Origin of the sequence: Rhizomonospora bruguierae (assembly GCF_018397995.1) — a bacterium.
GTDB lineage: Bacteria > Actinomycetota > Actinomycetes > Mycobacteriales > Micromonosporaceae > Rhizomonospora > Rhizomonospora bruguierae.
In genome coordinates, this window is sequence record NZ_BBQH01000024.1 from 94571 (window position 1) to 115323 (window position 20753).

At 71.1% G+C, this 20753-nt stretch carries 20 protein-coding genes; 12 read left to right on the forward strand and 8 right to left on the reverse strand.

Translation table 11 applies throughout. The features are described from left to right. Nucleotides 1-194 precede the first annotated feature (194 nt). Nucleotides 195-428 (reverse strand): hypothetical protein, encoded by a 234-nt coding sequence (locus KJS59_RS14050; RefSeq protein WP_213453315.1) that lies wholly within the window; start codon nt 426-428, stop codon nt 195-197. 564 nt (nt 429-992) lie between these two features. On the opposite strand from KJS59_RS14050, the gene KJS59_RS14055 reads away from it, so the two are divergent. From KJS59_RS14055 to KJS59_RS14065, 3 genes are all read left to right on the forward strand, one after another. Next, nucleotides 993-2030 (forward strand): sensor histidine kinase, encoded by a 1038-nt coding sequence (locus KJS59_RS14055; protein WP_213453316.1) that lies wholly within the window; start codon nt 993-995, stop codon nt 2028-2030. Then, nucleotides 2027-2710: a response regulator transcription factor gene (locus tag KJS59_RS14060; RefSeq protein WP_249714104.1), complete on the forward strand. Its 684-nt coding sequence runs from the start codon at nt 2027-2029 to the stop codon at nt 2708-2710. The genes KJS59_RS14055 and KJS59_RS14060 overlap by 4 nt, the downstream gene beginning before the upstream one ends. A 151-nt stretch (nt 2711-2861) precedes the next feature. After that, nucleotides 2862-4715, forward strand: a complete 1854-nt coding sequence (locus KJS59_RS14065) for an AfsR/SARP family transcriptional regulator (RefSeq protein ID WP_213453317.1) — start codon at nt 2862-2864, stop codon at nt 4713-4715. Here KJS59_RS14065 and KJS59_RS14070 read toward each other — a convergent pair. Genes KJS59_RS14070 through KJS59_RS14100 form a run of 7 tightly spaced genes read right to left on the reverse strand, consistent with a single transcriptional unit; the run spans nt 4696 to nt 12729 of the window. Continuing rightward, entirely contained in the window at nt 4696-5892 is a 1197-nt protein-coding gene (locus KJS59_RS14070; protein WP_213453318.1) for an endonuclease/exonuclease/phosphatase family protein, read from the reverse strand. The two genes, KJS59_RS14065 and KJS59_RS14070, sit on opposite strands and share 20 nt — an antisense overlap. A 16-nt stretch (nt 5893-5908) precedes the next feature. Then, the gene (locus KJS59_RS14075) at nt 5909-6826 is read right to left on the reverse strand and encodes a UbiA prenyltransferase family protein (protein ID WP_213453319.1); all 918 of its coding nucleotides are present in this window, start codon (nt 6824-6826) and stop codon (nt 5909-5911) included. Then, nucleotides 6826-7893, reverse strand: coding sequence for an NAD-dependent epimerase/dehydratase family protein (locus KJS59_RS14080; RefSeq protein ID WP_213453320.1), 1068 nt, complete (start codon nt 7891-7893; stop codon nt 6826-6828). The genes KJS59_RS14075 and KJS59_RS14080 overlap by 1 nt, the downstream gene beginning before the upstream one ends. Further along, nucleotides 7887-9308 (reverse strand): aspartate aminotransferase family protein, encoded by a 1422-nt coding sequence (locus KJS59_RS14085; protein WP_213453321.1) that lies wholly within the window; start codon nt 9306-9308, stop codon nt 7887-7889. The genes KJS59_RS14080 and KJS59_RS14085 overlap by 7 nt, the downstream gene beginning before the upstream one ends. Continuing rightward, nucleotides 9262-10392, reverse strand: coding sequence for a lysylphosphatidylglycerol synthase transmembrane domain-containing protein (locus tag KJS59_RS14090; RefSeq protein WP_213453322.1), 1131 nt, complete (start codon nt 10390-10392; stop codon nt 9262-9264). Before KJS59_RS14090 ends, KJS59_RS14085 begins: the two co-directional genes overlap by 47 nt. 22 nt (nt 10393-10414) lie before the next feature. Further along, nucleotides 10415-11488: a glycosyltransferase family A protein gene (locus tag KJS59_RS14095; RefSeq protein WP_213453323.1), complete on the reverse strand. Its 1074-nt coding sequence runs from the start codon at nt 11486-11488 to the stop codon at nt 10415-10417. Between the two features lie 32 nt (nt 11489-11520). Beyond that, on the reverse strand, nt 11521-12729 hold the full coding sequence (locus KJS59_RS14100) for an endonuclease/exonuclease/phosphatase family protein (protein ID WP_213453324.1): 1209 nt from the start codon (nt 12727-12729) through the stop codon (nt 11521-11523). 176 nt (nt 12730-12905) lie between these two features. On the opposite strand from KJS59_RS14100, the gene KJS59_RS14105 reads away from it, so the two are divergent. The 9 genes from KJS59_RS14105 to KJS59_RS14145 all read left to right on the forward strand — a co-directional run bounded on the left by KJS59_RS14105 (nt 12906) and on the right by KJS59_RS14145 (nt 20747). Next, nucleotides 12906-13973, forward strand: a complete 1068-nt coding sequence (locus tag KJS59_RS14105; protein ID WP_213453325.1) for a glycosyltransferase family 2 protein — start codon at nt 12906-12908, stop codon at nt 13971-13973. Continuing rightward, nucleotides 13970-14980: a glycosyltransferase family 2 protein gene (locus KJS59_RS14110; RefSeq protein ID WP_213453326.1), complete on the forward strand. Its 1011-nt coding sequence runs from the start codon at nt 13970-13972 to the stop codon at nt 14978-14980. The genes KJS59_RS14105 and KJS59_RS14110 overlap by 4 nt, the downstream gene beginning before the upstream one ends. A 53-nt stretch (nt 14981-15033) precedes the next feature. Beyond that, on the forward strand, nt 15034-16041 hold the full coding sequence (locus KJS59_RS14115; RefSeq protein ID WP_213453327.1) for an aldo/keto reductase: 1008 nt from the start codon (nt 15034-15036) through the stop codon (nt 16039-16041). Continuing rightward, the gene (locus tag KJS59_RS31780; RefSeq protein ID WP_213453328.1) at nt 15983-16288 is read left to right on the forward strand and encodes a sensor histidine kinase; all 306 of its coding nucleotides are present in this window, start codon (nt 15983-15985) and stop codon (nt 16286-16288) included. Before KJS59_RS14115 ends, KJS59_RS31780 begins: the two co-directional genes overlap by 59 nt. Before the next feature lie 101 nt (nt 16289-16389). After that, the gene (locus KJS59_RS14125; protein WP_213453329.1) at nt 16390-16968 is read left to right on the forward strand and encodes an RNA polymerase sigma factor; all 579 of its coding nucleotides are present in this window, start codon (nt 16390-16392) and stop codon (nt 16966-16968) included. Continuing rightward, a complete protein-coding gene (locus KJS59_RS14130; protein WP_213453330.1) occupies nt 16965-17795 on the forward strand; it encodes a zf-HC2 domain-containing protein in 831 nt (276 codons plus the stop codon). Before KJS59_RS14125 ends, KJS59_RS14130 begins: the two co-directional genes overlap by 4 nt. Continuing rightward, complete coding sequence (locus KJS59_RS14135) at nt 17792-18652, forward strand: ABC transporter ATP-binding protein (protein WP_213453331.1); 861 nt, start codon at nt 17792-17794, stop codon at nt 18650-18652. The genes KJS59_RS14130 and KJS59_RS14135 overlap by 4 nt, the downstream gene beginning before the upstream one ends. After that, nucleotides 18649-20127, forward strand: a complete 1479-nt coding sequence (locus tag KJS59_RS14140; protein ID WP_213453332.1) for a hypothetical protein — start codon at nt 18649-18651, stop codon at nt 20125-20127. Before KJS59_RS14135 ends, KJS59_RS14140 begins: the two co-directional genes overlap by 4 nt. Continuing rightward, on the forward strand, nt 20124-20747 hold the full coding sequence (locus tag KJS59_RS14145; protein ID WP_213453333.1) for a hypothetical protein: 624 nt from the start codon (nt 20124-20126) through the stop codon (nt 20745-20747). Before KJS59_RS14140 ends, KJS59_RS14145 begins: the two co-directional genes overlap by 4 nt. The last annotated feature ends 6 nt before the right edge of the window (nt 20748-20753 follow it).

Below are 20753 nucleotides of genomic sequence, written 5' to 3' on the forward strand. Positions count from 1 at the left end.
CACGACGGGCCGCCGGCGGTCCGTCGGAAACACCGCTCGAACGTCATCACCACCCCGGTTCCCGTTCGTACCGGAAGCCGGCCGGGTCGTCGCGGGCACCGCGCCCGCCGACCGTAAGCTAGTGTGGTTCGCGTACGTGCGGCCGAGCTTGGTTAGCCGAAAGAAACCTGCTGCGCTAACGGCAGCTCGCAGGGTCAGGAAGGATATGGCTGTGGGTTGCGGATGCTGTCCGCGGCGAGCGCGGCATCCGTCCTGGCCGCACCGTACGGGTCACCAGCGGCGACGTCTTCCAGCAGCGGAAGGAACCGTGGCCACCGGGTGTAGAACACGGCGAGTACGGCCTTGTGTCGCACCACCGCGCTCGCATCGGTCAGGCCGGCGCTGATCGCGTCGAAGACCTGCTGATCGAACGCCTCCGGACCACCCACACGTACTCCTCGGGCTGATCGCCGGTTGCCGGCCCTCCGTCGCCGAACTTCCAGCCCTGATCCTGCGCGAACCGGCCGAACTCCTTCGGGGACACCGGATTCGCGAAGACAACCCGGTGTCTCACGGTTGACGCACCCTCGTCATGCCGACTCCGATCTCAGGGGCAGGTATTCCCGCGGTTCCATTGGAGGAATTTGTCCAGCCGAGAATCGTCGACGAAAATCAGGTTCGAGCTGGCGGGCCTCGGCTCGGCGCCGGCACACCGGCCACCAGTCCGGCGCCACGGTATGCGCCACATCAGCGCCCCAGCACGGGACGTCATCGGTCGGCGGTCGGCGCCGCACTTGGCGGGGTGGCGGGGATAGGTGCGCTGGCGCGGCGCTCGGTAGATGTCTACACTGAACCCGGCTCAAGCAAGATTGTCTATGTACGGCACAACCACCTACCGCTAGATTCGCACGTTGCCACATCGCCACGTCCACGGGGGCAGGGGGCACGACTCAATGTCGATGACGGCTGGTTTAGATGACCTTGGGAGCGCTCCCAAGATCATAGATGAGATCGTGGAGCAGTATCTGGAACGGCTACGGGCGCAGGATAGCGGGCTCATTCGCAACCCCGATGCGCTCTGGCAGCTGAGGCGGCAGGTCGCCGTCATTGTGGACGAGGTCGTCGCCGCGACAACCGGCGAACCGGCGTGGCACGCGGGCCGATTAGCCGATGATCGGTCCAACCACCGGCTGGCCGTATACGACGCCGATATCGACACGGACGGAGCCCTCAGGGGCGTCCACCCGCTCAACTTCGTTCACGCGGCGACCTCGCTCTACGAGGTCGCGTTGCCCCTGATCGTGCGGCGCTGGTCACTGACCGACGCCGAAACCCTGGTCACCGCGGGGCGGGCCCTGCACGAGGCCATCCTGTGGCACCTCGCCCTGACCAGCGTCTCCTACGCCACGTCCGCCCTCGACAAGCTCCGGGTCTCCCAGGAGGAGGAACGGCTGCGCATCGCGCGTGAGCTGCACGATCGGATCGGGCACGGGATAGGACTCATCCTGCAGCACCTCGACATGTACCGGGTCCTGCTCGACCGGGATCCGGAACGGGCGCGCGCCAAGCTGGCCGCCGCCACCGACGCCGTCGGCGAGGCGATGTACGCCACTCAGCAGCTGTCCGCGGAGCTACGCCGCTCGGGGCTGAGTGGCGGCATCGAGTATGCATTGCGTAGCTATGTCGAGGCAGCCGTGCCCTCCGCAATTCACACCAAGATTACCGTTTGCGCGGATGTGCTGGGGCTACCGCAGGTCCTCAGCGAGGAGGTCTATCTCATTCTGCGGGAGGCCGTTCGCAACGCGGTGCGTCATGCCGGAGCCACGCACATTGAGGTGTCTGTCGATGTGACCGAGTCGGAACTCGTCGCGTCGGTCACCGATGACGGCCGCGGGTTCGAGCCGGATCTGGTAGCCGACCCGCATGGGCACGGTCTGCGCTCGATGAGCGAGCGCGCGGCGCTGCTGCAAGGAGTGTTGAGCATTTCCAGTCGGGTTCACCGCGGAACGACGGTCGATGTGCGCGTGCCGCTGGTCCGGAGCCGTTTGTGACGGCTGCCGGCATGGTCATCCGCGTCGCCCTGGCGGATGATCACAACCTGTTCCGTGCCGGTGTGCGGGAAATGCTGTCCACGGATCCGGGATTCAAGGTCGTCGGTGAGGCCGAGAACGGGAACGAGGTGCTGGCTCTCGTCCTCGCCCGTCAACCGGACGTCTTGCTGCTCGACGTGGAGATGCCGGGTCCCGGCGCGGCCGCGGTGATCCGGAAGGTGCGCGAGTCCTCTCCGCGAACCCAAGTCGTCGTATTGACGATGCATGATGATGCCGACATCGTGCGCGAGCTCCTGCGCTGCGGCGCCGCGGCGTACCTGACCAAGACGACGCTCCGCGACGAGTTCTTCGCCGCGATCCGATCGGTGGCCCGGTCCACCACGACCGTCCTGCTGTCGGTTTCCCGGCAGACGGTCGAGGCGCTCGACCGTCTCCGGGTGCCCGGACGGCGGGATCCGCTCACCAGGCGGGAGCAGGCCGTCTTGCGGCTGGTGTCGCTCGCCCTGAGCAACGCGCAGATCGCCACCCGGCTGCACATCACCGAGGCGACCGTCAAGCGTCATCTGACGAACATCTACGCGAAGCTTGAGGCGGTGTCCCGGGTGGACGCGCTGCGCAAAGCCAGTGCCGCGAACCTGCTCGACAACCGCAACGCCGTGCTGCCATCCGTCGGTGACTGACCGCCCGGCGTACCCGGTCTGCGACGTTGGTAGTAGGTCACACTACATCGAAGGTCGACAATGCCCTAGAGGTTTGCCCGCCACCTGGTGACCAGATATTCCGCTTTCTAGCGTGTGGCGCGGGAAGCGGTGCGGCGTTCGGAGTCCAACTATGACGGGGCAACCGGTACAGCTCCGGCTGATAGGGCCGGTACAGCTCGCCGAGCAGGGGCGGGTGCTGGACGTCGGGCCGCCACAGCGGCAGGCGGTGCTGGCGGCGTTGGCCGCCGACGCGGGCACGCCGGTGCCGGTGGAGCTGCTGGTGGACCGGGTGTGGGGCGAGCGCCCGCCGGACCGCGCGCGGACCGCGCTGTACGCCCACGTCAGCCGCCTCCGGCGGGTTCTCGCGCGGCTCGCGGCGCCGGTCCGGTTAGACCGGCGCAACGGCGCGTACCTGCTGGGCATCGACCGGGACCGGGTGGACCTGCATCGCTTCCACCGGCTGCTGGACCAGGCCAAGAACCCGCGCTGCGCGGACGACCGGCGCGTTCTCCTGCTCCGGGAGGCGCTGGCGAACTGGTGTGGCGAGCCGATGGCCGGCGTACCGGGCACCTGGGCCGCGGGGCTGCGCCGGGGCACCGAGCCCGTGCTCATCGGTGCCGCCGCACTGTGGGCGCAGGCCGAGCTGCGGCTGGGTCACGCGGCCGCGGTGATCGACCGGCTGTCGGACCTGATCGGCCGGTACCCGCTGGCGGAGCCGCTCGTCGCGGCCTTCATGCGGGCGCTGAGCGCGGTGGGGCGACAGGTGGAGGCCCTCCAGTGCTACGCGACGACCAGAGACCGGCTGCGCGAGGAGTTGGGTGCCGAACCGGGGTCGGACCTGCGCGACCTGCACCTGGCGATCCTGCGGGCCGGACCGGACCGGCCACCCACCGCCTCCGTGGCTACGACGGTCCGGCCGGCGTGGCCGGTGCCGGACCCCACGCAGCGCCCGATCCCTCGGCAGCTGCCCTCGCTCGGCGCCGGATTCGCCGGCCGCGTGCGCGAGCTCACCGCGATCGAGGCTGCGTTCGCGGCCGCGGCCTACGGTGGCGAGGCGGCTGTGGTGGCGATCAACGGGCGGGGCGGGGTCGGCTGCTCCGCCCTCGCGATCCGTGCCGCCCACCGCGTGGCCGACCGGTTCCCCGACGGCCAGCTGTACGTGAACCTGCGCGGCGGTGGCGCTGGAGGGCAGCGGGAGCGCCTGATTCCCGTGCTGCACCGGTTCCTGCGCACCCTTGGGGTGTCGCTACCGGCCCGGACCGGCGGGATCGAGGAGGCGGCCGGCATGTACCACCTGGCGACCGCCGGGCGGCGGCTGCTGGTGGTGGTCGACAACGCGCGAGCCGCGGTTGACGTACGCCCGCTGCTGCCGGCCGACCCCGGCTGCGGGGCCATCGTGACCAGCCGCCGGGCGCTGGTGGGCCTGGACGGCGCCACCCACCTGCACCTCGAACCGCTGTCCGAACCGGAGGCGCTGGACATGCTTCGGCAGCTGCTCGGCGCTCGCCGGGTCGCGGCCGAGCCGGATGCGGTCGCCGAGGTCGCGCGCTGGTGCGGCTACCTGCCGCTGGCGCTGCGCGCTGCCGCGGCGCGGTTCGCGGCCCGTCCAAGGTGGCCCCTGGCCGAGTTGGCCCGCCGGCTCGCCGACGACCGGCGCCGGCTTGATGTGCTGGACCTGACCGAACTGAGCATGCGCCACTGCCTGGCCGGGTCCTTCCGGGACCTGAGCGCGAGCGCCGATGCCAAGGACCACGCGGCGGCAGCGGTCTTCACCCGACTGGCCCGGTACGACCGGGACGATCTGTCCAGTTCGGATGCGGCGGTGCACCTGTGCCTGCCGGTGACCGAGGCGGAGGCGTTACTGGAGCGGCTGGTCGATGCGCGGCTGCTGGACAGCCCGGCGCCGGGCCGGTTCCGGATGCCCCACCTGCTCCGGCTGTACGCCCTGGAGCAGCCGCACCCGGTCACCGATCCAGCGAGATGATCACTAGCTGCCCACTGTGGTCGGACTGGCCGTCTGACGGGATGAACCGGTACCGGTGCACGGTGATGTCCGGGGTGGTGAACACCCAGTCGATCCGCCACAGCCGGACCTTGCGTTCGTCCCAGGAGACCGGGGCGAGCGAGCGGAGCGCCGGGGTGGCGTCCACCATCCGGCGCGGCACCATCCGCATCAGGCCCATCGCCGGCGAGGCGTTCAGGTCGCCGGCCAGGACCGCCGGCAACGGGTTGTGCTCGACGTCGTCAGCGAGCGCCCGCATGTTAGCCACCCGCAGCTCGTGCTGGGTGCGGCTGTTCAGCCGGGGATCCGGCGGCGGATCCGAGCCGCGCAGGGACAGCGCGACCGCCGGGGCGTACACGTGGGTGTTGTAGAACGAGATCGTGGCGGCACCGATGCGCAGGTCGGTGCGCAGCGACTTCACCAGGTGGTAGTCGGGGAGGCCGGAGCCCGGCGGCACGAGATCCTCGGTGCGGCCCGACCACGCCGTGCGCAGGTCGATCGGGCGCTGGTCGACGATCGGGAACCTCGACAGCGTCAACAGCTCGCCGGCCGTGGCGATGTGGTACCCGGGAAACTCCCGCCGCAGCCGGGCCGTGTCGTCGACGCTGATCGGGTCCCACCCGTCGGTGAAGTAGAGGTACTCCTGCAGCAGGTAGACGTCGGCCCGCTGGGCGTGCAGGTACCGGTAGAAGTCGTCGACGACGCTGGCCGGCGTGCCGCCCGCCGGGGGCCGGATGGACCCGTCACTGGCCTGCTGGTCCCAGTACCACGTGTTCCACGAGAAGACGGTCACCGCGTTCGGGGGCGGCGGAGCGGGCCGGTGCCACAGCATGGCGGGGTTGAGCCCGCTCAACCCGCCACCCAGCACGAGCGAGGCGACCAGCACCATGGTGATGCGCCACTTGGCCGGGCGGGCCAGCGGCGTCACCACCAGCATCAGGGCCGGCACCACCACGAACGTGGCCGGCGGGATCAGGTCGGGCAGGCTCCACCACCACACCCGGCCGGTCAGCCCGAGGTGCAGCGTCACGAACGCCAGCCAGGACAGCGCGGACGAGAACACCAGCCTGGTCCCCCAGCACCAGCGCCGGGTGCGGGCGCGGCGGACCGGCGCGGCGACCGACCCGGCGTCCACCGTGGATTGATCGGATACGGCCAATGCCCTGTCCTTCGGTTCAGCCCGGCGGCAGCCGGGAGACGAGGAGGAACGCTCCGGTCAGGCCCGCCCACAGCACGGAGTTCACCACGAGGGCAGGGTCCCGTAGCAGGATACGGACCGGGTCGCCGCCACCGCCGCCGACGATCACCAGTTGCAGGTACCGGAACAGGGCGAACAACGCCAGCGGTGCCAGCAGCGCCGCGGCCAGGGTGCCGTACTCGCCCAGCGGCGCCTCGGTGCGCAGATAGAGCAGGTACGTGCCGGCCGCGATGACGGCACTGAGCACCATGAGCTGGTCGATGAGCGGCACCGTGTAGCCGCGCAGCGCGGGTCGGTGCACGTTGCCGGTCGTCGCCAGTTCGTGGCGGCGCTTGCCGACGGTCAGCAGCAGGCACAGGCTGAACACGCAGGTCATCAGCCAGCTGGCGACGGCGGTGCCGACCACGACGTAGCCGAGCATGAGCCGCAGGCCGAACCCGGCTGCGACCAGGAAGACATCCAGCAGCGGTGCGTGCTTGAGACCCAGCGTGTAGGCGGCGTTGAGCAGCAGGTAGGCGACCACCGGCCAGGCCCACGCCCACGGTTGGAGGCTGAGCAGGCCGACGAGCAGCACCAGTTGGGCGGCCGCGAACCCGGCCGCCATCCGCGCCGAGATCCGGCCGGAGGCGATGGGCCGGTGCCACTTGTGCGGGTTGGCGGAGTCGTACCGGCGGTCCGCCAGATCGTTCACCGTGTACACCAGAACAGCGGCAACGGTGAACACCGCCACCGCCCAGGACAGGTGCCAGAGCAGGCTCGGGTACCACACCTTTACGTCCAGCACGGCCAGCGGGACAACGAGAATGTTCTTGGGCCACTGGCCGGGCCGGGCCACCTGAAGCAGATCCCGGGGCACCCGGAGGGTGTCCCGCTCGGCGCGGGCTATCGCGACCATCAGAAGAACACCTTCGCGGCCTGCAGCAGCCCCTGCCGCCACGGTTCGCGGCTGGTGCGGCCGGGCCGGACGCCCCCGGCTGCGCCGTCGCCGGTGGCCGCCCGTTGCTCGCGCCACCACTGGAAGGTGCGCAGCAGGGCATCCCGGTTGGAGTAGCGCGGCTGGAAGCCCAGCCGCTCGCCGGCCTTGTCGGTGCTCACGTAGGAGTCCGCCAGCAGCTTGAACAGCAGCCGTTCGTACACCGGGGACAGTCGGGCCCACTGCAGCATCCGCAGCACGGCCACCGCCGGCCGGGCCGGGATCGACACCACCCGGCGCCGGTGGCCGGCGGCGTCGAGGACCGCCTGGAAATCCTCGCGCAGCGTGCCGAACCGTGCGGCGGCCACATTGAAGGTGTCGTTGGCGATCCCGGCGTCCGCGCGCAGCACGGTAGCCACGCACTCCACCACGTCCTCCACCGCGCACATCTGGATGTGCACGTCACCCTTTCCCAGGATGGGAAAGTGCCGCCCCTCCTCGGCCCACTCGAACAGCATCGCGAACAGGCCCATCCGGCCCGGCCCGAGAAACGTCTTCGGGCGCAGGATCGGCACGCACAGGCCGTCCTTGCGGAACCGTTCGCACCACACCTCGGCCTCCGCCTTCGCGCGCCCGTACCGGTCCACCGGCTCGCGCGGATAGTCCTCGGTGGTCGGTACCACGCTCGGCAGGCCGTACACCGCGGTGGAGGAGATGTGGACCACCCGGGGCACGCCCGCGTCCCGCGCCGCGGTCAGCACGGTCCGGGTCCCCTCCACGATCACCGAACGGATCTCCTCGGGGGAGTAGCTCGGCAGCGCGCCGGCACAGTGCACCACCGCGTCCGCGCCCGCCACGGCCCGGGTCATCGCCGCCAGGTCGCGGATGTCGGCGATGGTGTGCTGCACCTCCGGCTCCGCCGCGCCGGCCGGCCGCACATCCACGCCCCGTACCGGCCAGCCCTCGTCGCGCAGGTGCCGCGCCACGTGTGAACCCAGCATGCCGAGACTGCCGGTGACGACGACGCGGGTGGCCGTGTCGCTCACCATGTCGCGGCCACCTTCTCGCGGACGAAACGGGAGAGCAGCCGGCCCAGTCCCAGCGCGAGCGTGGCGTCCAGCGCGGACAGGAAGTACTCCAGTTCGGACGGCTCGATGACGAGTGTCGGTGCCACGATCAGCGGGTTCTCCACGTTCGGGCTGTAGTACGTCATGATCTTGTGCTCGCGGTACAGGTGCGCGATCACCGACAGGGTGATCAGCTTGGTGCGGAAGTGCGGGTCGCCGGAGAAGCCGGGGACCAGCTTCCCGGCCAGGTCGAGCAGCTTCGGGCCGCCGCCGAGGAAGACCCCGTGCAGCGAACCCACGCCGGCGACCCGCTGCACCGTGTCCGGATGCGCCTTCTGGATCCGCTCCAGGCCCGGGGCGAGGATCGCCTCGATCTGCCGGGCCCGGGCCGGATAGTCGTCCTCGACCACCACGTTGACCGCTTCGAGGGCGGTGGCGGTCTCCTCGCCGAATCCGTAGTACGTGGTGCTGTGCAGGATCACGTCCGACAACCGGTCGTACGCCTTGCGGAACAACGGCTCCCGGACGGTGTACCCGGAGATGGACGCCTTGCCGCCGCCGAGTGACTTCGAGTACGTCAGGATGTCGGGGACCAGCCCCGGGTGGCGCATGAAGTAGAACAGGTTGCCGGTCTTGCCCCACCCGGTGTAGATCTCATCGAAGATCAGAATGATCCCTTCGGCCGTGCACAGCTCGCGCAGCTCGCGCAGGTCGGCCTCGGACCAGCAGCGTATGCTCGACGCGCTGAACGGCTCCGCCATCAGCGCGTAGATGTCGCTCTTGCCGTCCGGCCCGCGGGTGGACCGCACGATCTCGCGCAGCGCCGCGAGGTCGCCGTACGGGTACACGACAATGTTGGGCAGCCCGGGGAAGCGGAAGTGGTTCTCGGCCGAGCCGGTCAGGCTGCCCGCCCCCAGTGTCTTGCCGTGGAAGCTGATGTCCGAGCGCAGGATCGTGCCGCGCTTGCCGTCGTGGTACTTGTACGCCAGTTTGATGGCGCCCTCGTTGGCCTCCGCCCCCGAGTTCGGGAAGTAGGAGATGTTCAGATCGCCGGGCAGCAGCTCGGCCACGTTGTGGCTGAGCGCCGCCAGGTACGGCGAGAAGAACGCCTTGTGCACCTCCATCCGGCGCTGCTCGGCGAACCGACGCCGGGCGGCGAGAATGCGCGGGTGGTTGTGGCCGTGGTTGAGCACCCCGACCCCGCCGGAGAGGTCAAGAACCCGGCTGCCGTCGCGCATGTACACCCACGGACCCTCGGCGTAGTCGACCAGTTCCCGGCCGAACCCGAACGAGGTCATCAAGGACACCTGGCTGCGGCTGACATACGTGCGGTACAGGTCGTGCACCTGACTAGCGGTCAAGCGCTCGCACTCGTCGATGCTGAACAGTTTGGACATCGCCTTCCCCCTCTCCCGCTGCACCTTGGGCAGTTGACATGGACACGGTGTCGCCCGACCGCCCTCCGGCGGCGGCCGGCTTCGGCGTGCGTCGATGCACGACCTCGGCCACGGCCAGGGCGACACCGCCGAGAACCACTTCGCTGGCCGTGGAAACCAGGCGGCTGGCCAGCGCGACCACCGCGGCGGACGGCATCGGCAGCACCACGGACAGGGCCGCCGCCATCACCGCTTCCCGAACTCCGATCCCGTCGGGGAGCACGACCGCCAGCAGCCCGAGCGTCGTGGCGAGGGCGTACGCGCCCACGCACACGGCCAGCGAGCGTGCCGGAGGCGCCCCCATCGCCACCGCGAGCAGCCACAGGTGCAGCCCGGTGACCACCCAGGACAGGCTCTGCAGCGCCACCGAGAGCCGTACCGCGCGCGCCGAGGCCAACCGCACCGGCGCGCGCCGCAGCAGCCGCAGCAGCAGGCGCACGCAGTGGTTGACCAGGTCCGGCCAGATCAGTACCACCGCGACCAGGACCACGGCGGGTGCCAGCCAGCCGACCCGCGCGCCGAGTACCTGCACGCCCGGGAGCAGCCCGATCGACAGCCCGGTCAGCATGACCAGGCTCATGTTCACCCCGCCCGCACTGGTCAGCCGCCCGAAGGTCACCCCGCTGGCCCGCGCTACCTTGATCGTGGCGACCAGGCCGGGTACCCGACCCGGGATGTACTTGGAGAGGAACCCCACGAAGAAGATCCGTACGACCCGGGCGAAGCTGACCGGCGGTCCCAGTTCGAGCAGCACCACCCGCCAGGAGAGCAACCCGAACGCCAGCCCGACCGAGCTGACCAGCAGGGCGCCGATCAGCAGCAGGATGACCTGAGCGCGGTCGCGCTGCCGGAGGACGACCGCGACGACGCTCCAGTCCTGACCGGCCAGCGCCGATCCGAGCACGCCGACCAGGACCAGCGCGAACACGAGCCCCAGCAGCCGCCAGAGCAGGCGGCGTACCCGGTGCGGCCCGGCACCTCCGGCGCCGGGCCGCGGCCCGGACCAGTCTTCGGCCGGGTCCGCGGCCGGCGGGACCGCGCTCACCGAGCGTGCCTTCCGGTCGCGCTCACTGGTGGGCACCCGCCGACGCGGCCCGCGGGACGCCGGGCTGGATCGGCTCTCCCTGGCCCCGCAACAGCTCGTACGCCACCCGCAGCAGCCCCAGGCCGGCGCCGAAGAAGAACACGGCGTGGTAGAGCAGCTGCATGCCGACCACGAACGTGCCGAAGCGGGCGCCGCGCAGCCGGTACGCGAACCGGAAGAACTCCAGATTGACGGCCAGGAACGCGAGGAACACCAGGGCCTGGAGGGCCACCAGCCACGGTACGAGGAACACCACCGGCAGCAGCGACAGGGTCAGCGCCGCCGTCATCGACGAGATCCGGGGCGGGCGGCGGCGGGTCCGGGGCGCCGGCCCGATCATGTCCAGCCGGAACCCGGTCGCACCGTCGTGCCGCAGGCGCCGTGCCCGCATGACGATGACGGGCAGGGTGCTGGACCGGATGAACCGCTCCCACAGGCACGGCAGCAACTGGTCCTCATCGTCGGCCCGGGTGACGACCGACTCGGTGACCACGAGCCGGTACCGGGCCGGGACCCGGGTGCCGAACTCGAAGTCCTCGCCGTCGCGCAGCCGCTCGTCCAGCCCGCCCGCCTCGTCGAAAACCGCCCGCGGGATCAGCGTGCAGGACAGGAACGTCGCGGTGCTGCGGGTGCGGTCGAAGTTCTCCCAGGCCACCCGGAACTGCTCCACCATGCCGTCGTCGTAGAGCGGCTCCGTGTCGTAGACGCCCTGCACCATGCCGCAGTCGGGGGTTTCCCGGTACGCCTTGACCGCGTTCTCGATCGCGTCCGGCGCGAGCGCGGTGTCGGAGTCCACAAAGAACAGCAGCGGGGTGGTGCTGGCCGCCACGCCGGCGTTGCGGGCGCCCGACGGACCCTGGTTGCCGGCCAGCTTGACGATCCGGCAGGGGAACGACCGCGCGATGTCGAGCGAGCCGTCCGTGCTGCAATCGTCGACCACGATGACCTCGGCCGGGCGGTAGGTCTGCGCGTACACCGACTCCAGGCAGGCGCGCAGCGTCTTCGTCTTGTTGTAGTTCGGCACGATGACCGCGACGTCGTCCCGGTGCTCGATCACGATGTCTCCCTTCCGGCGGCGTATCCGGCGATCTAGTCGGTGCTGAGCGAGATGACCGTCCGTTGCGGACGGTGGTCGGACTGGCCGTCCGCGTCGAGCAGTTCATAGCGGTGTACGGTCAGGTCGGCGGTGGTGAGCAGCCGGTCGAGGCGCCACAGTTCGAACTCGCCGGCCAGCCACGTCGTCGGGTACAGGGACGACAGCGCCCGGGTGTGATCCACCAGTTTGCCGGGCAGGAGCCGGAGGATTCCCATCGCCGGCGAGGTGTTCAGGTCACCGGCCAGCACCACCGGGTTGTGGTTGGCCTCGATGTCGGCGCGCAGTGCCCGGTAGCTCGCCTCGCGCCGGTCGTACTTCCACCGGTTCGAGTCGCGCGAGGCCCGCCGGTACAGGTGCCAGTCCAGTGGCGGCTGGAGGATCTGTGTGTTGTAGAAGGACACCACGGTGCCGTTCAGCCGGATGTCGGTACGGAGCGTCTCGGTCGTGTAGGAGTCGGGGAAGTCGCGCATGTCCGCCGGGATCTCCCGTTGCTCCGCCGGCACCCAACCGCGCAGGTCGAGGCCGTGGTACGACACGATGGGCAGGCGGGACAGGGTGATCTGCTCGCCCGCCACCGCGACCTGGTAGCCGGGGAACTCGCGGGCCAACCGCGCCGAGGTGTCGATGCGGACCGCCATGTCGCCGGTGAACTTGCCATCCATGGCGTCGCCGCCGGCCGAGTACAGGTATTCGCTCAGCAGGTAGACATCCGCGTCGAGCCGGTGGAGGAATTCGTAGAAGTCGGCGCGGTGGCCGCCGTCACCCCGCCAGTCCTGGTCCCAGAACTCGGTGTTCCAGGCGACGACGGTGATGGCTCCCGGCGGTGCGGCCGGCGGGGTGTACCAGAGGGTGGCCAGGTTGATCCCGCTGAGCCCGGCGCCGACCAACCCGGCCACCACGGGGATCGGTAGCCACCGCCAGTGGAACGGCCGGACGAGGGGGATCAGGGCCGCGAGTACCACCGGTATCCCGATGAACGCGATCGGCGGCATCAGGTCGAACGGTGCCCACAGTGGAGTCCGGCCACTCAGCAGGCGATGCAGGAGCACGTACAGCAGCCAGCCGACGGATGCGGTCAGGACTAGGCCGATGCGTAGCCGCCGCCACCGCCTTCCCGACCGTGGTTCGGGTTGGCTTGACTCCGGCCGGTCCGGCGCGACCGGGGTGGGCGGCCGCTCGGCCACGCGGTCCTGATTGTTCACCAGCACACCATCCCGGTCGGTCAGCGGTTCGCCTCGGCGGTGCACCAACCTAGCGACCGATTCTTGTCGATTCCTTGTCGCGCCCGACCCCGGTGCGACAAGGTCCCGACAAGCTGCGGCGGCTAGCGTGGCGAGCCGCAGTGCGGTACACGGTTGACACCATCCCAGGAGCCAGCATGAGTCGAGCGAACCCGTTGGTATCGGTCATCGTGCCCAGCTACAACAGTGCCCGTACGCTCCAGGCGTGCCTACAGTCCGTGGCCGACCAGACGTACGCGCCGCTGGAGCTGATCGTGGTCGACGACGGCAGCACCGACGACACGGCCCAGATCGCTCGGGCCTGCGGCGCGACAGTGGTGTCCATCCCGGTCAACAGCGGGTCGGCGGTCGCCCGCAACGTCGGCGCCCAGAATGCCAAGGGCGAGATCTTCTTCTACCTTGACTCCGACCTCGGGCTGGATTCGCGCGGGGTCGAGGTCGCGGTGGCGATGCTGCGGGAGAACCCGAGGATCGGCGCGATCTGCGGCGCGTACGACCCCGAGCCGCTGCTGCCGCCCAGCCTCGCCGCGCGGTACCGGTTGTGCGAACAGTACGTCTGGTTCAACGAGATCAAGATCGGGCCGATCCCGGGGCTCTACACCGCCCTGTTCGGCATCCGGGCCGAGGTGTTCCGCGAGATCGGCCTGTTCCAGGCCGGCCTGTCGTACACGGAGGACATGGACTACGGGTTCCGGATCCTGCAGCGCTACGAGATCTGGGTGACCACGGCCATCCACGGCCGGCACGACCACGATGCGACGCTGCGCATGGTTCTGTCCAAGGTGTTCCACCGGACCTACGACGGCATGCAGTTGTGGATGCGGTACCGGTCCCTGCCGGGCGGCGCCGCGACCGCCGCGCGCGCGACCGCCGCCGTGACCATGTTCGCCGCGCTGCTGGCGCTTCCGCTGCCGTGGCTGCTGGGTCCGCTCGCGGCCCTGGTCTCGCCGCTGCTGCTGGTCACCACGGTGGCGCTGGACACCAAGATGTACCGTCACGCGTTTGCCAGCGGCGGGCTCTGGTTCGGCCTCTTCTTCAGCGTCATGCGCCTGCTGGTCACGGCCACCACGGGCGTGGCCGCCGCGGCCGGAGTGCTGTTGTACCTGCTCAGCCGCCGGCCCGACGAGCGGCGGCCGGCCGTCGCCGCCGACTCGGCCAGCACCGGCGCACCCACCGCCGTCCACACCCACCGGAGCGGGTCATGAGTCCTGAGAGCACGTTGGTTTCGGTCGTCATTCCGCACCGCGACCGCTCGCACCTGCTGCGCCTGTGCCTTCACGCCATCGCGCAGCAGACCCACTCGCCGATCGAAGTCATCGTGGTGGATGACGGCAGCACCGACGACTCCGTGCGGGTGGCCACGTCGATGGGTGCCACCGTGGTGCGCACGGCGACGAACAGTGGGCCGGCTGCCGCCCGCAATCTGGGCGCGACGCACGCCCGCGGCCGCGTTCTGCTCTTCGTCGACTCCGATATCGCGCTCGAGCCGGACAGTGTGGCCAATGCCGTGGCCATGCTCGCCGCGGAGCCGCTGCTCGGTGCCGTGGGTGGCATCCTTCTGCCCCAGTCCCTGGTGTCGGACACCTTGGCCGCGCGGTACCGGGCATTGCAGATGTACCACTGGTGGATGCCGACCGGACGGCCGACCCTGGAACTGCACGCCTGCGTGCTTGCCGTTCCGGCCGAGGTGTTCACCGAGGTCGGTCCGTTCAATCCGGATCTGCGCGACACCGAGTCCTCCGACTATCGCTTCCGGCTGACCCAGCGATACCAGGTTCGCATCACCGAGGCGGTGCGCGGCCGGCATGATCATGATTCGACGGTGCGGATGATCCTGCGCAAGGTTTTCCGGCGGGCCCGGATCAGCGCCGCCGAATGGCGGCGCGGCGAGACTCCGGGGGATTCGATGGCGCGGGCCCTCGCCGGTGCCCTGCTGCTGGCCGCGGTGCTGGCAATTCCGCTACCGGTGCTGGTGGGCGCGGCCGGTGCCGTCCTGCCCCTGGCCCTGGTCGCCGCGGCAATAGCGCTGGACGGCAAAACGTACCGCCGGGTATTCGCCGACCGTGGGCTGGCGTTCGGCCTCTACTTTGTCGCGGTCCATCTCCTGGTCACGTTCACCGGAGCCGCGGGCGGGGCGGTCGGTACATTCCAGCGCCTGCTGTCCCGACGGTCGGCCGGGACGCACCCGCAGCACAGTCTCGCCCGTTCGTAATTCCGCCGTGGTTCGCTTGTCCAAACGGGACCGGGATGACAGGATCGTGAATCGTGGAGTATCGGTACCTGGGTGGCAGTGGTCTACGGGTAAGCGAGTTGTGCCTGGGCACGATGACGTTCGGCAACGAGGCCGACGAACAGACATCCCATCGCCTGCTGGATCGGTACGTCGAGGCTGGCGGCAACTTCATCGATACCGCCGATGTCTACGGAGAGGGCGCCTCCGAGGAGATCATCGGGAGTTGGTTGGCACACCGGTCGCGAGATGATCTCGTTATTGCCACCAAACTGTTCTGGCACACCGGCGGCGGTCCAAATGATCACGGCGCGGGGCGCAAGCACATTCTGGCCGCGGTGCACGCGAGCCTGCGCCGGTTGCGCACCGACTACATCGATCTTTACCAGGTGCACGCTTTCGACGAGGCCACCCCGCTGGACGAGACGCTGTCCACGCTGGACGGTCTGGTGCGGGCCGGCAAGGTGCGGCACCTCGGCGCCAGCAACTACGCGAGCTGGCAGTTGCAGAAGTCGGTGGACGTGGCCCGCCACCGCGGCTGGGAACCCTTCGTGTCCCTGCAACCGCTGTACAACCTTCTCGACCGGGTGGCGGAGCAGGAGCTGCTTCCGGTGTGCCGCAACGAGGGGCTGGGCGTGATCCCGTGGGCCCCGCTGCGCGGCGGATGGTTCACCGGCAAGTACCGGCGGGGCATGGCCGCGGCGCCGCCGGACACCCGGTGGGAGGCGGACAAGCAGCCGTGGCTGGGCGACTGGGAGACCAGCGTGGACGAGCGCGCCTGGTCGGTCACGGACACCGTGCTGGCCGTCGCCGAGGAGACCGGCCGCAGCCCGGCACAGGTGGCCCTGCGCTGGTTGCTGCAACGGCCGGCGGTCACCGCGCCGATCATCGGCGCCCGGACGCTCGCCCAACTGGAAGACAACCTCGGTGCCTCGGGCTGGGTCCTGGACGAGAAGCACATCGAGCGGCTGACCACGGCCGGCGATGGCCGGTTGCCGTACCCGCACGGCTACCTGGCGCGCTCCCCGCGCCGGCGCCCGTGACCGACGTACCCCGCACGCCGTCGTCCGGGTCCGGCTGATCGTCGCCAACACCGGCGTCCGCGTGCCGCCCGGCGACGTCGAGCGCCTCTTCGAGCCGTTCCAGCGCCGGCGCCGGGTCGCCGACGACGGCCACCACGGGCTGGGCCTGTCCATCGTGCGGGCCATCGCCCAGGCCCACGCCGCCCAGCTCATGGCCGAGGCCCGGCCCGGCGGCGGGCTCAGCGTCCGGGTGCTCTTCCCGGCCTGAGCCGCCGCGGTAGCCACCGGGAAATCGGCGGCGGCGCTGCTCATCGGCGCCGTCGGCGTCCTCGGTGAACCAAATTCCCCGGGCCGCGCGATAGTCCATGTGTGCGGCGAAGAAGAAGCCATGAACCCGGGCGGCCGGTCGACGAGCTGAGCAGTGACGCCGAGTTGTTGCGTGCCGTCGCGGCGGAGCGGACCGAAGCCCTTCGCCTGCTGCATCACCGGCACGCTCCCTGGCTGCGCGCCCGGCTGCGCCGGCGCTGCGCGGACCCCGATGTGGTCGATGCCGCGCTCCAGGACACGTTCGTCGCCATCTGGACCGACGCCCACCGGTACGAGGTGACCGGCGCCGACGCGGCCGCCTGGATCTGGACCATCGCGGTCAGGCGGCTGGTGTCCGCGCTGCGTGGTCCCGGGCACCGCTGGCTCAGCGGCGCCACCACCGACCTGCCCGACGTCACCACGGCACCCTCGGCCGAGGAGTTGGTGCTGCTGGGCGTCGAGCACGGTGACCTGGGCGGAGCGCTCGACCGGATCCCACCGGAGCTGCGGGCGCTCATCCAGGCCACGGCCGTGGACGGCCTGACCGTGCGGGAGGCGGCCAAGCTGCTCGGCATCGCGGAGGGCACGGCGAAGACCCGGCTGCTGCGCGCCCGGGCCCGGCTGAGGGAGTTGCTGACATGACCGGCTGGCACATCGACGCGGCGCTGCTCGCGGAGTACGACCGGGGATCGCTCGACCCGAGCCGGGTCATGGCCGTCGACGCCCATCTGCTGGCCTGCGCCTCCTGCCGTGGGCGCGTCGAGGTCGACACGGTATGGCTGGCCGACAACTGGGCGGCCGTGTTCGACGCGGTCCACGCGCCCAAACAGCGGGTGCTGTGGCGGCTCCTGGGTCGGCTCGGGCTGCCCGAGCACCGGATCCAGTTGCTCGCCGCGACACCGGCACTGCGCTGGTCCTGGTTGGGCGCGACGGCGGCGGTGCTGGCCCTCGCGGTGGCCGCGGCGTATTTCGCCCAGCCCGGGGCGCGAGTCAGCGCCATGCTCTTCCTCGTCCTCGCGCCGGTTCTGCCGGTGCTGGCGGTCGCCACCGCCTACGGGCCGCCGGCCGACCCGATGCACGAGATCACCGGCACGATGCCGGCGGCCGGGCCGTCGCTGGTCCTCTGGCGCGCCACCGCGGTCGTCGCGGTCGCGGTGGCGATGGGCATGGGGGCGGCGGCCCTGCTGCCCGGGCCGGGCTGGTACGCCGTGGCCTGGCTGCTGCCCGCCCTGGTGCTCAGCATGGGGAGCCTGGCACTGAGCACCGTCGTTCCGCTCTCGACCGCCACCGGCCTGCTGGGCGGTGCCTGGCTGATCGGCGTGGGCACCGCGGCCACGGTCCATCGCGGGTCTTCCCTGCCGATCATCTTCGGTGGCACCGCGCAACTCGGCTACCTGCTCGCCGCGGCGATGGCCGTCGCGGTCCTGACCATGCGGCGAGGCCGCCTCGACCCGGGGGAGACTCGATGACCACCGTCAGCATCGGCGGGCTCGGTAAGCGTTACGGGGCCACGGTGGCGCTGGACAGCCTGGATCTGGAGATCGGGACGGGGGTCACCGGGCTCCTCGGTCCGAACGGCGCCGGCAAGACCACCCTGCTGCGTTGCCTGGCCACCGCGCTGGCGGCCGATCGGGGCCGGCTGCGGATTCTCGGTCTCGACCCGGCGGTCCCCGCGCAGCGCACCGAACTGCGCCGGCGGATCGGCTACCTGCCGCAGAATCCGGGGCTCTATCCCCAGTTCACCGCCTACGACCTGCTCGACTACGTGGCGGTGCTCAAGGAGCTGACGGACGGCCGGCAGCGCCGGGCCGAGGTGCGCCGGGTGCTCGAGGAGGTCGAGCTGACCGACCGGGCCAGGACCAGGGTGCGCAGGCTCTCCGGCGGTATGCGGCAGCGGTTGGGGCTGGCCCAGGCCCTGCTCGGCGAGCCGCAGCTGCTGATCCTCGACGAGCCCACGGTGGGTCTCGACCCGGAGCAGCGGATGCTGTTCCGGGCCTTGATCTCCCGGCTCGGCGAGCGGCGCACCGTGCTGCTGTCCACCCACCAGACCGAGGATGTGGGCGCGCTCTGCGAACGGGTCGTGGTGATGAACTCCGGGCGAGTGATCTTCGATGGCAGCCCGCGGGAGCTGGCCGCTGTCGCCGATGGCCGGGTCTGGCTGTCGACCACCGCTCCGGCCGGCTCCCAGCCGTACTGGCGCAACGCGGATGGGCTGTACCGGACGCTGGGTGACCAACCCGAGGGCGGTGAGCGCGGTCAGCCATCCCTTGAGGACGGATACCTGCTCCTGCTCGGACCGTCGACGCGGGCGGGGGCGGCCCGATGACGGTGCTCGCCCCGGCGTCGGTCCGGCCCAGCGGTCGGGTGGCGGTGGGCGCGCTCGCCCGCGCCGAGGCGCGCCTGCTGCTGCGCAGTCCGCTCCTCTGGGCCGGCATGGTGCTCTCCCTGGCGCTGTACACGGCGTGGGGGTGGACCACGATGCCGACCTGGGATGCGTTCGCCCAGAACGCCGGGATGGCCTCGCTCGTGCTGGCGGGCGCGCTCCTGCTGGCCGGGCACCTCGCGGCGAGCCGCGATCGGCGGGCCGGGGCGGAGAGCCTCGAAACGGTGCCGACGACCGCCGCTCGGCGCGGCCTCGGCCTGCTCGCGTTGGTGCTTGTGGCCGGTGCGGCCGGTGCCTCGGGCTGCCTCGCCGGGCTGCTGGTCATGCTGCCGGCCTGGCCGGTCGGGCGGTTCGACCCGTGGGCGCTGCTGGTCACCGTGGTCGTTCCGGCGATCGGTGCGGCGCTCGGGATCGTGGTGGGCCGCTGGCTGCCCACGGCGGCCGCCGGGCCGCTGACCGTGCTCGCGGCGGCGGTCGTCCTCGGCGCCCTGCCGGTGCTCAGCACCGGCGCCGACACCCTGGTCCGGCACCTTTTCCCCGTGCCGGACACACCGTGGGTGACCGGGGCGGCGCGTCCCACCGGGTGGCATCTGGTCTATCTGATGTGCGTCCTGGCGGCGATCGTCGCGCTGCTGCGGTGGCGACACTTCTGGATCATCGCGATCGGGGTGCTCCCGCCGGCGGTGGCGACCGGCGCCTTCGCCACCGACCAGCAGGCTCGGGCCACCCCGGCGGTGATCTACCCCGAGATGGTCTACGCGGTGGCCGGCCCGGCGGTGCTCCACTGCGAGACGCACGGCGACGTGCGCTACTGCGCCCTTCCGCATTACGGGGGCTGGATTCCGCTCTGGCGGGAGGCGGTCGAGCCGGTCACCCGCAACCTTCCCGCCGGGGCCACCCGTCCGACGGTCCGCCAGCTTGCCGGCATGGACGATGGCCACGTTCTCGTCCCCGAGGTGCCGGAGATCGCCACCTGGCCGCGCTGGGGGCGGCACGGCCACTGGGCGGAGCACTCCCGTACGCAGCTGACCATCGACTACACCACCGCGGCCACCGGACTGTTCGGGCGCGGGATCACGCCGTTCGACGAGGCGGCCAGGTCCGGTTGCTCCGGTGCCGGTCAACATCGCACCGTGGTCGCCCTGTGGCTGCTGGCCCAGGCCGTGCCGGATGGCACCCGCCACCTCGCCGACGGCGGTCTGAACCTGGGGCGGGTCCGCTACGACCGGGCGGACGCGCAGGCCGCAGCCGCGCTGCTCGCCCGGCCGCAGGACGAGGTGGCCGCGTTCCTGGTCGCGCACTGGCCGCAGGTCATGGACCCGGCCGGGCGGGCGCTCGCGCCGCTGGGGGTGACCGTGCAGCCGCCGGTGATCCCGGCCGGCGGCGAGCCCTCGGACCAGCCGAGGATCTGCCGGTGAGCGCCATCCGCCTCGGGATGCTGCTGCTCAAGCCGCTCGCCCGAGCCGTACCGTGGTGGCCGCTGGCCGCCGCGGCCACGCTCGCGGTGCTGGGCCAGCTACCCGTGCTGTTCGCCGAGCCGGTGGCGGGCCTCGCGCTGCCCGGCCTCCGGCTGGCCGCGGCCGCGCTCGGCGCGGCGGCCTGCTTCGCGCTGCCGGACCGGATGGCGTCGACCGTGCTGGCGCCGTCCCCGCGATGGGTGCGGCAGTGGCTGCGGCTGGCCCTGAACCTGATCCCGGCGGTCGCGGTCTGGGTGCTGCTCTACCTGGCGGTCGTGGCCGTCGGCGGCCGGCTCGTCGTCGAGCCCGCCGGTTACCTCACGTTGCAGGCGGCGGTGTGCGGCCTGATCCCGCTGGCCGCGGCCGCCGTGGCGGCGCGGTACCGCAACAATCTGGGCGCGGCGCTCACCGGGCCGCTGGTTCAGGGCGTCGCGCTCGTCGGGACGCTGTTCTTCCCGGGCACCAGGTCACCGTGGCCGATCCCGCCGGAGACGGGGTGGACGGTTGCCCACCTGTGCTGGCCGCCGGCGTTGGTGGTGAGCGCGGCCGTCCTGCTGTTCGCCAACCGGGACGTCGGGTGATCGGTA

Bases quoted from the DNA above. Each gene is read 5' to 3' on its own strand.
- KJS59_RS14085 (WP_213453321.1), bottom strand. From the start codon at position 9,308: ATGTCCAAACTGTTCAGCATCGACGAGTGCGAGCGCTTGACCGCTAGT.
- KJS59_RS14140 (WP_213453332.1), top strand. From the start codon at position 18,649: ATGACGGTGCTCGCCCCGGCGTCGGTCCGGCCCAGCGGTCGGGTGGCG.
- KJS59_RS14065 (WP_213453317.1), top strand. From the start codon at position 2,862: ATGACGGGGCAACCGGTACAGCTCCGGCTGATAGGGCCGGTACAGCTC.
- KJS59_RS14080 (WP_213453320.1), bottom strand. From the start codon at position 7,893: ATGGTGAGCGACACGGCCACCCGCGTCGTCGTCACCGGCAGTCTCGGC.
- KJS59_RS14135 (WP_213453331.1), top strand. From the start codon at position 17,792: ATGACCACCGTCAGCATCGGCGGGCTCGGTAAGCGTTACGGGGCCACG.
- KJS59_RS14075 (WP_213453319.1), bottom strand. From the start codon at position 6,826: ATGGTCGCGATAGCCCGCGCCGAGCGGGACACCCTCCGGGTGCCCCGG.
- KJS59_RS14105 (WP_213453325.1), top strand. From the start codon at position 12,906: ATGAGTCGAGCGAACCCGTTGGTATCGGTCATCGTGCCCAGCTACAAC.
- KJS59_RS14110 (WP_213453326.1), top strand. From the start codon at position 13,970: ATGAGTCCTGAGAGCACGTTGGTTTCGGTCGTCATTCCGCACCGCGAC.
- KJS59_RS31780 (WP_213453328.1), top strand. From the start codon at position 15,983: ATGGCCGGTTGCCGTACCCGCACGGCTACCTGGCGCGCTCCCCGCGCC.
- KJS59_RS14130 (WP_213453330.1), top strand. From the start codon at position 16,965: ATGACCGGCTGGCACATCGACGCGGCGCTGCTCGCGGAGTACGACCGG.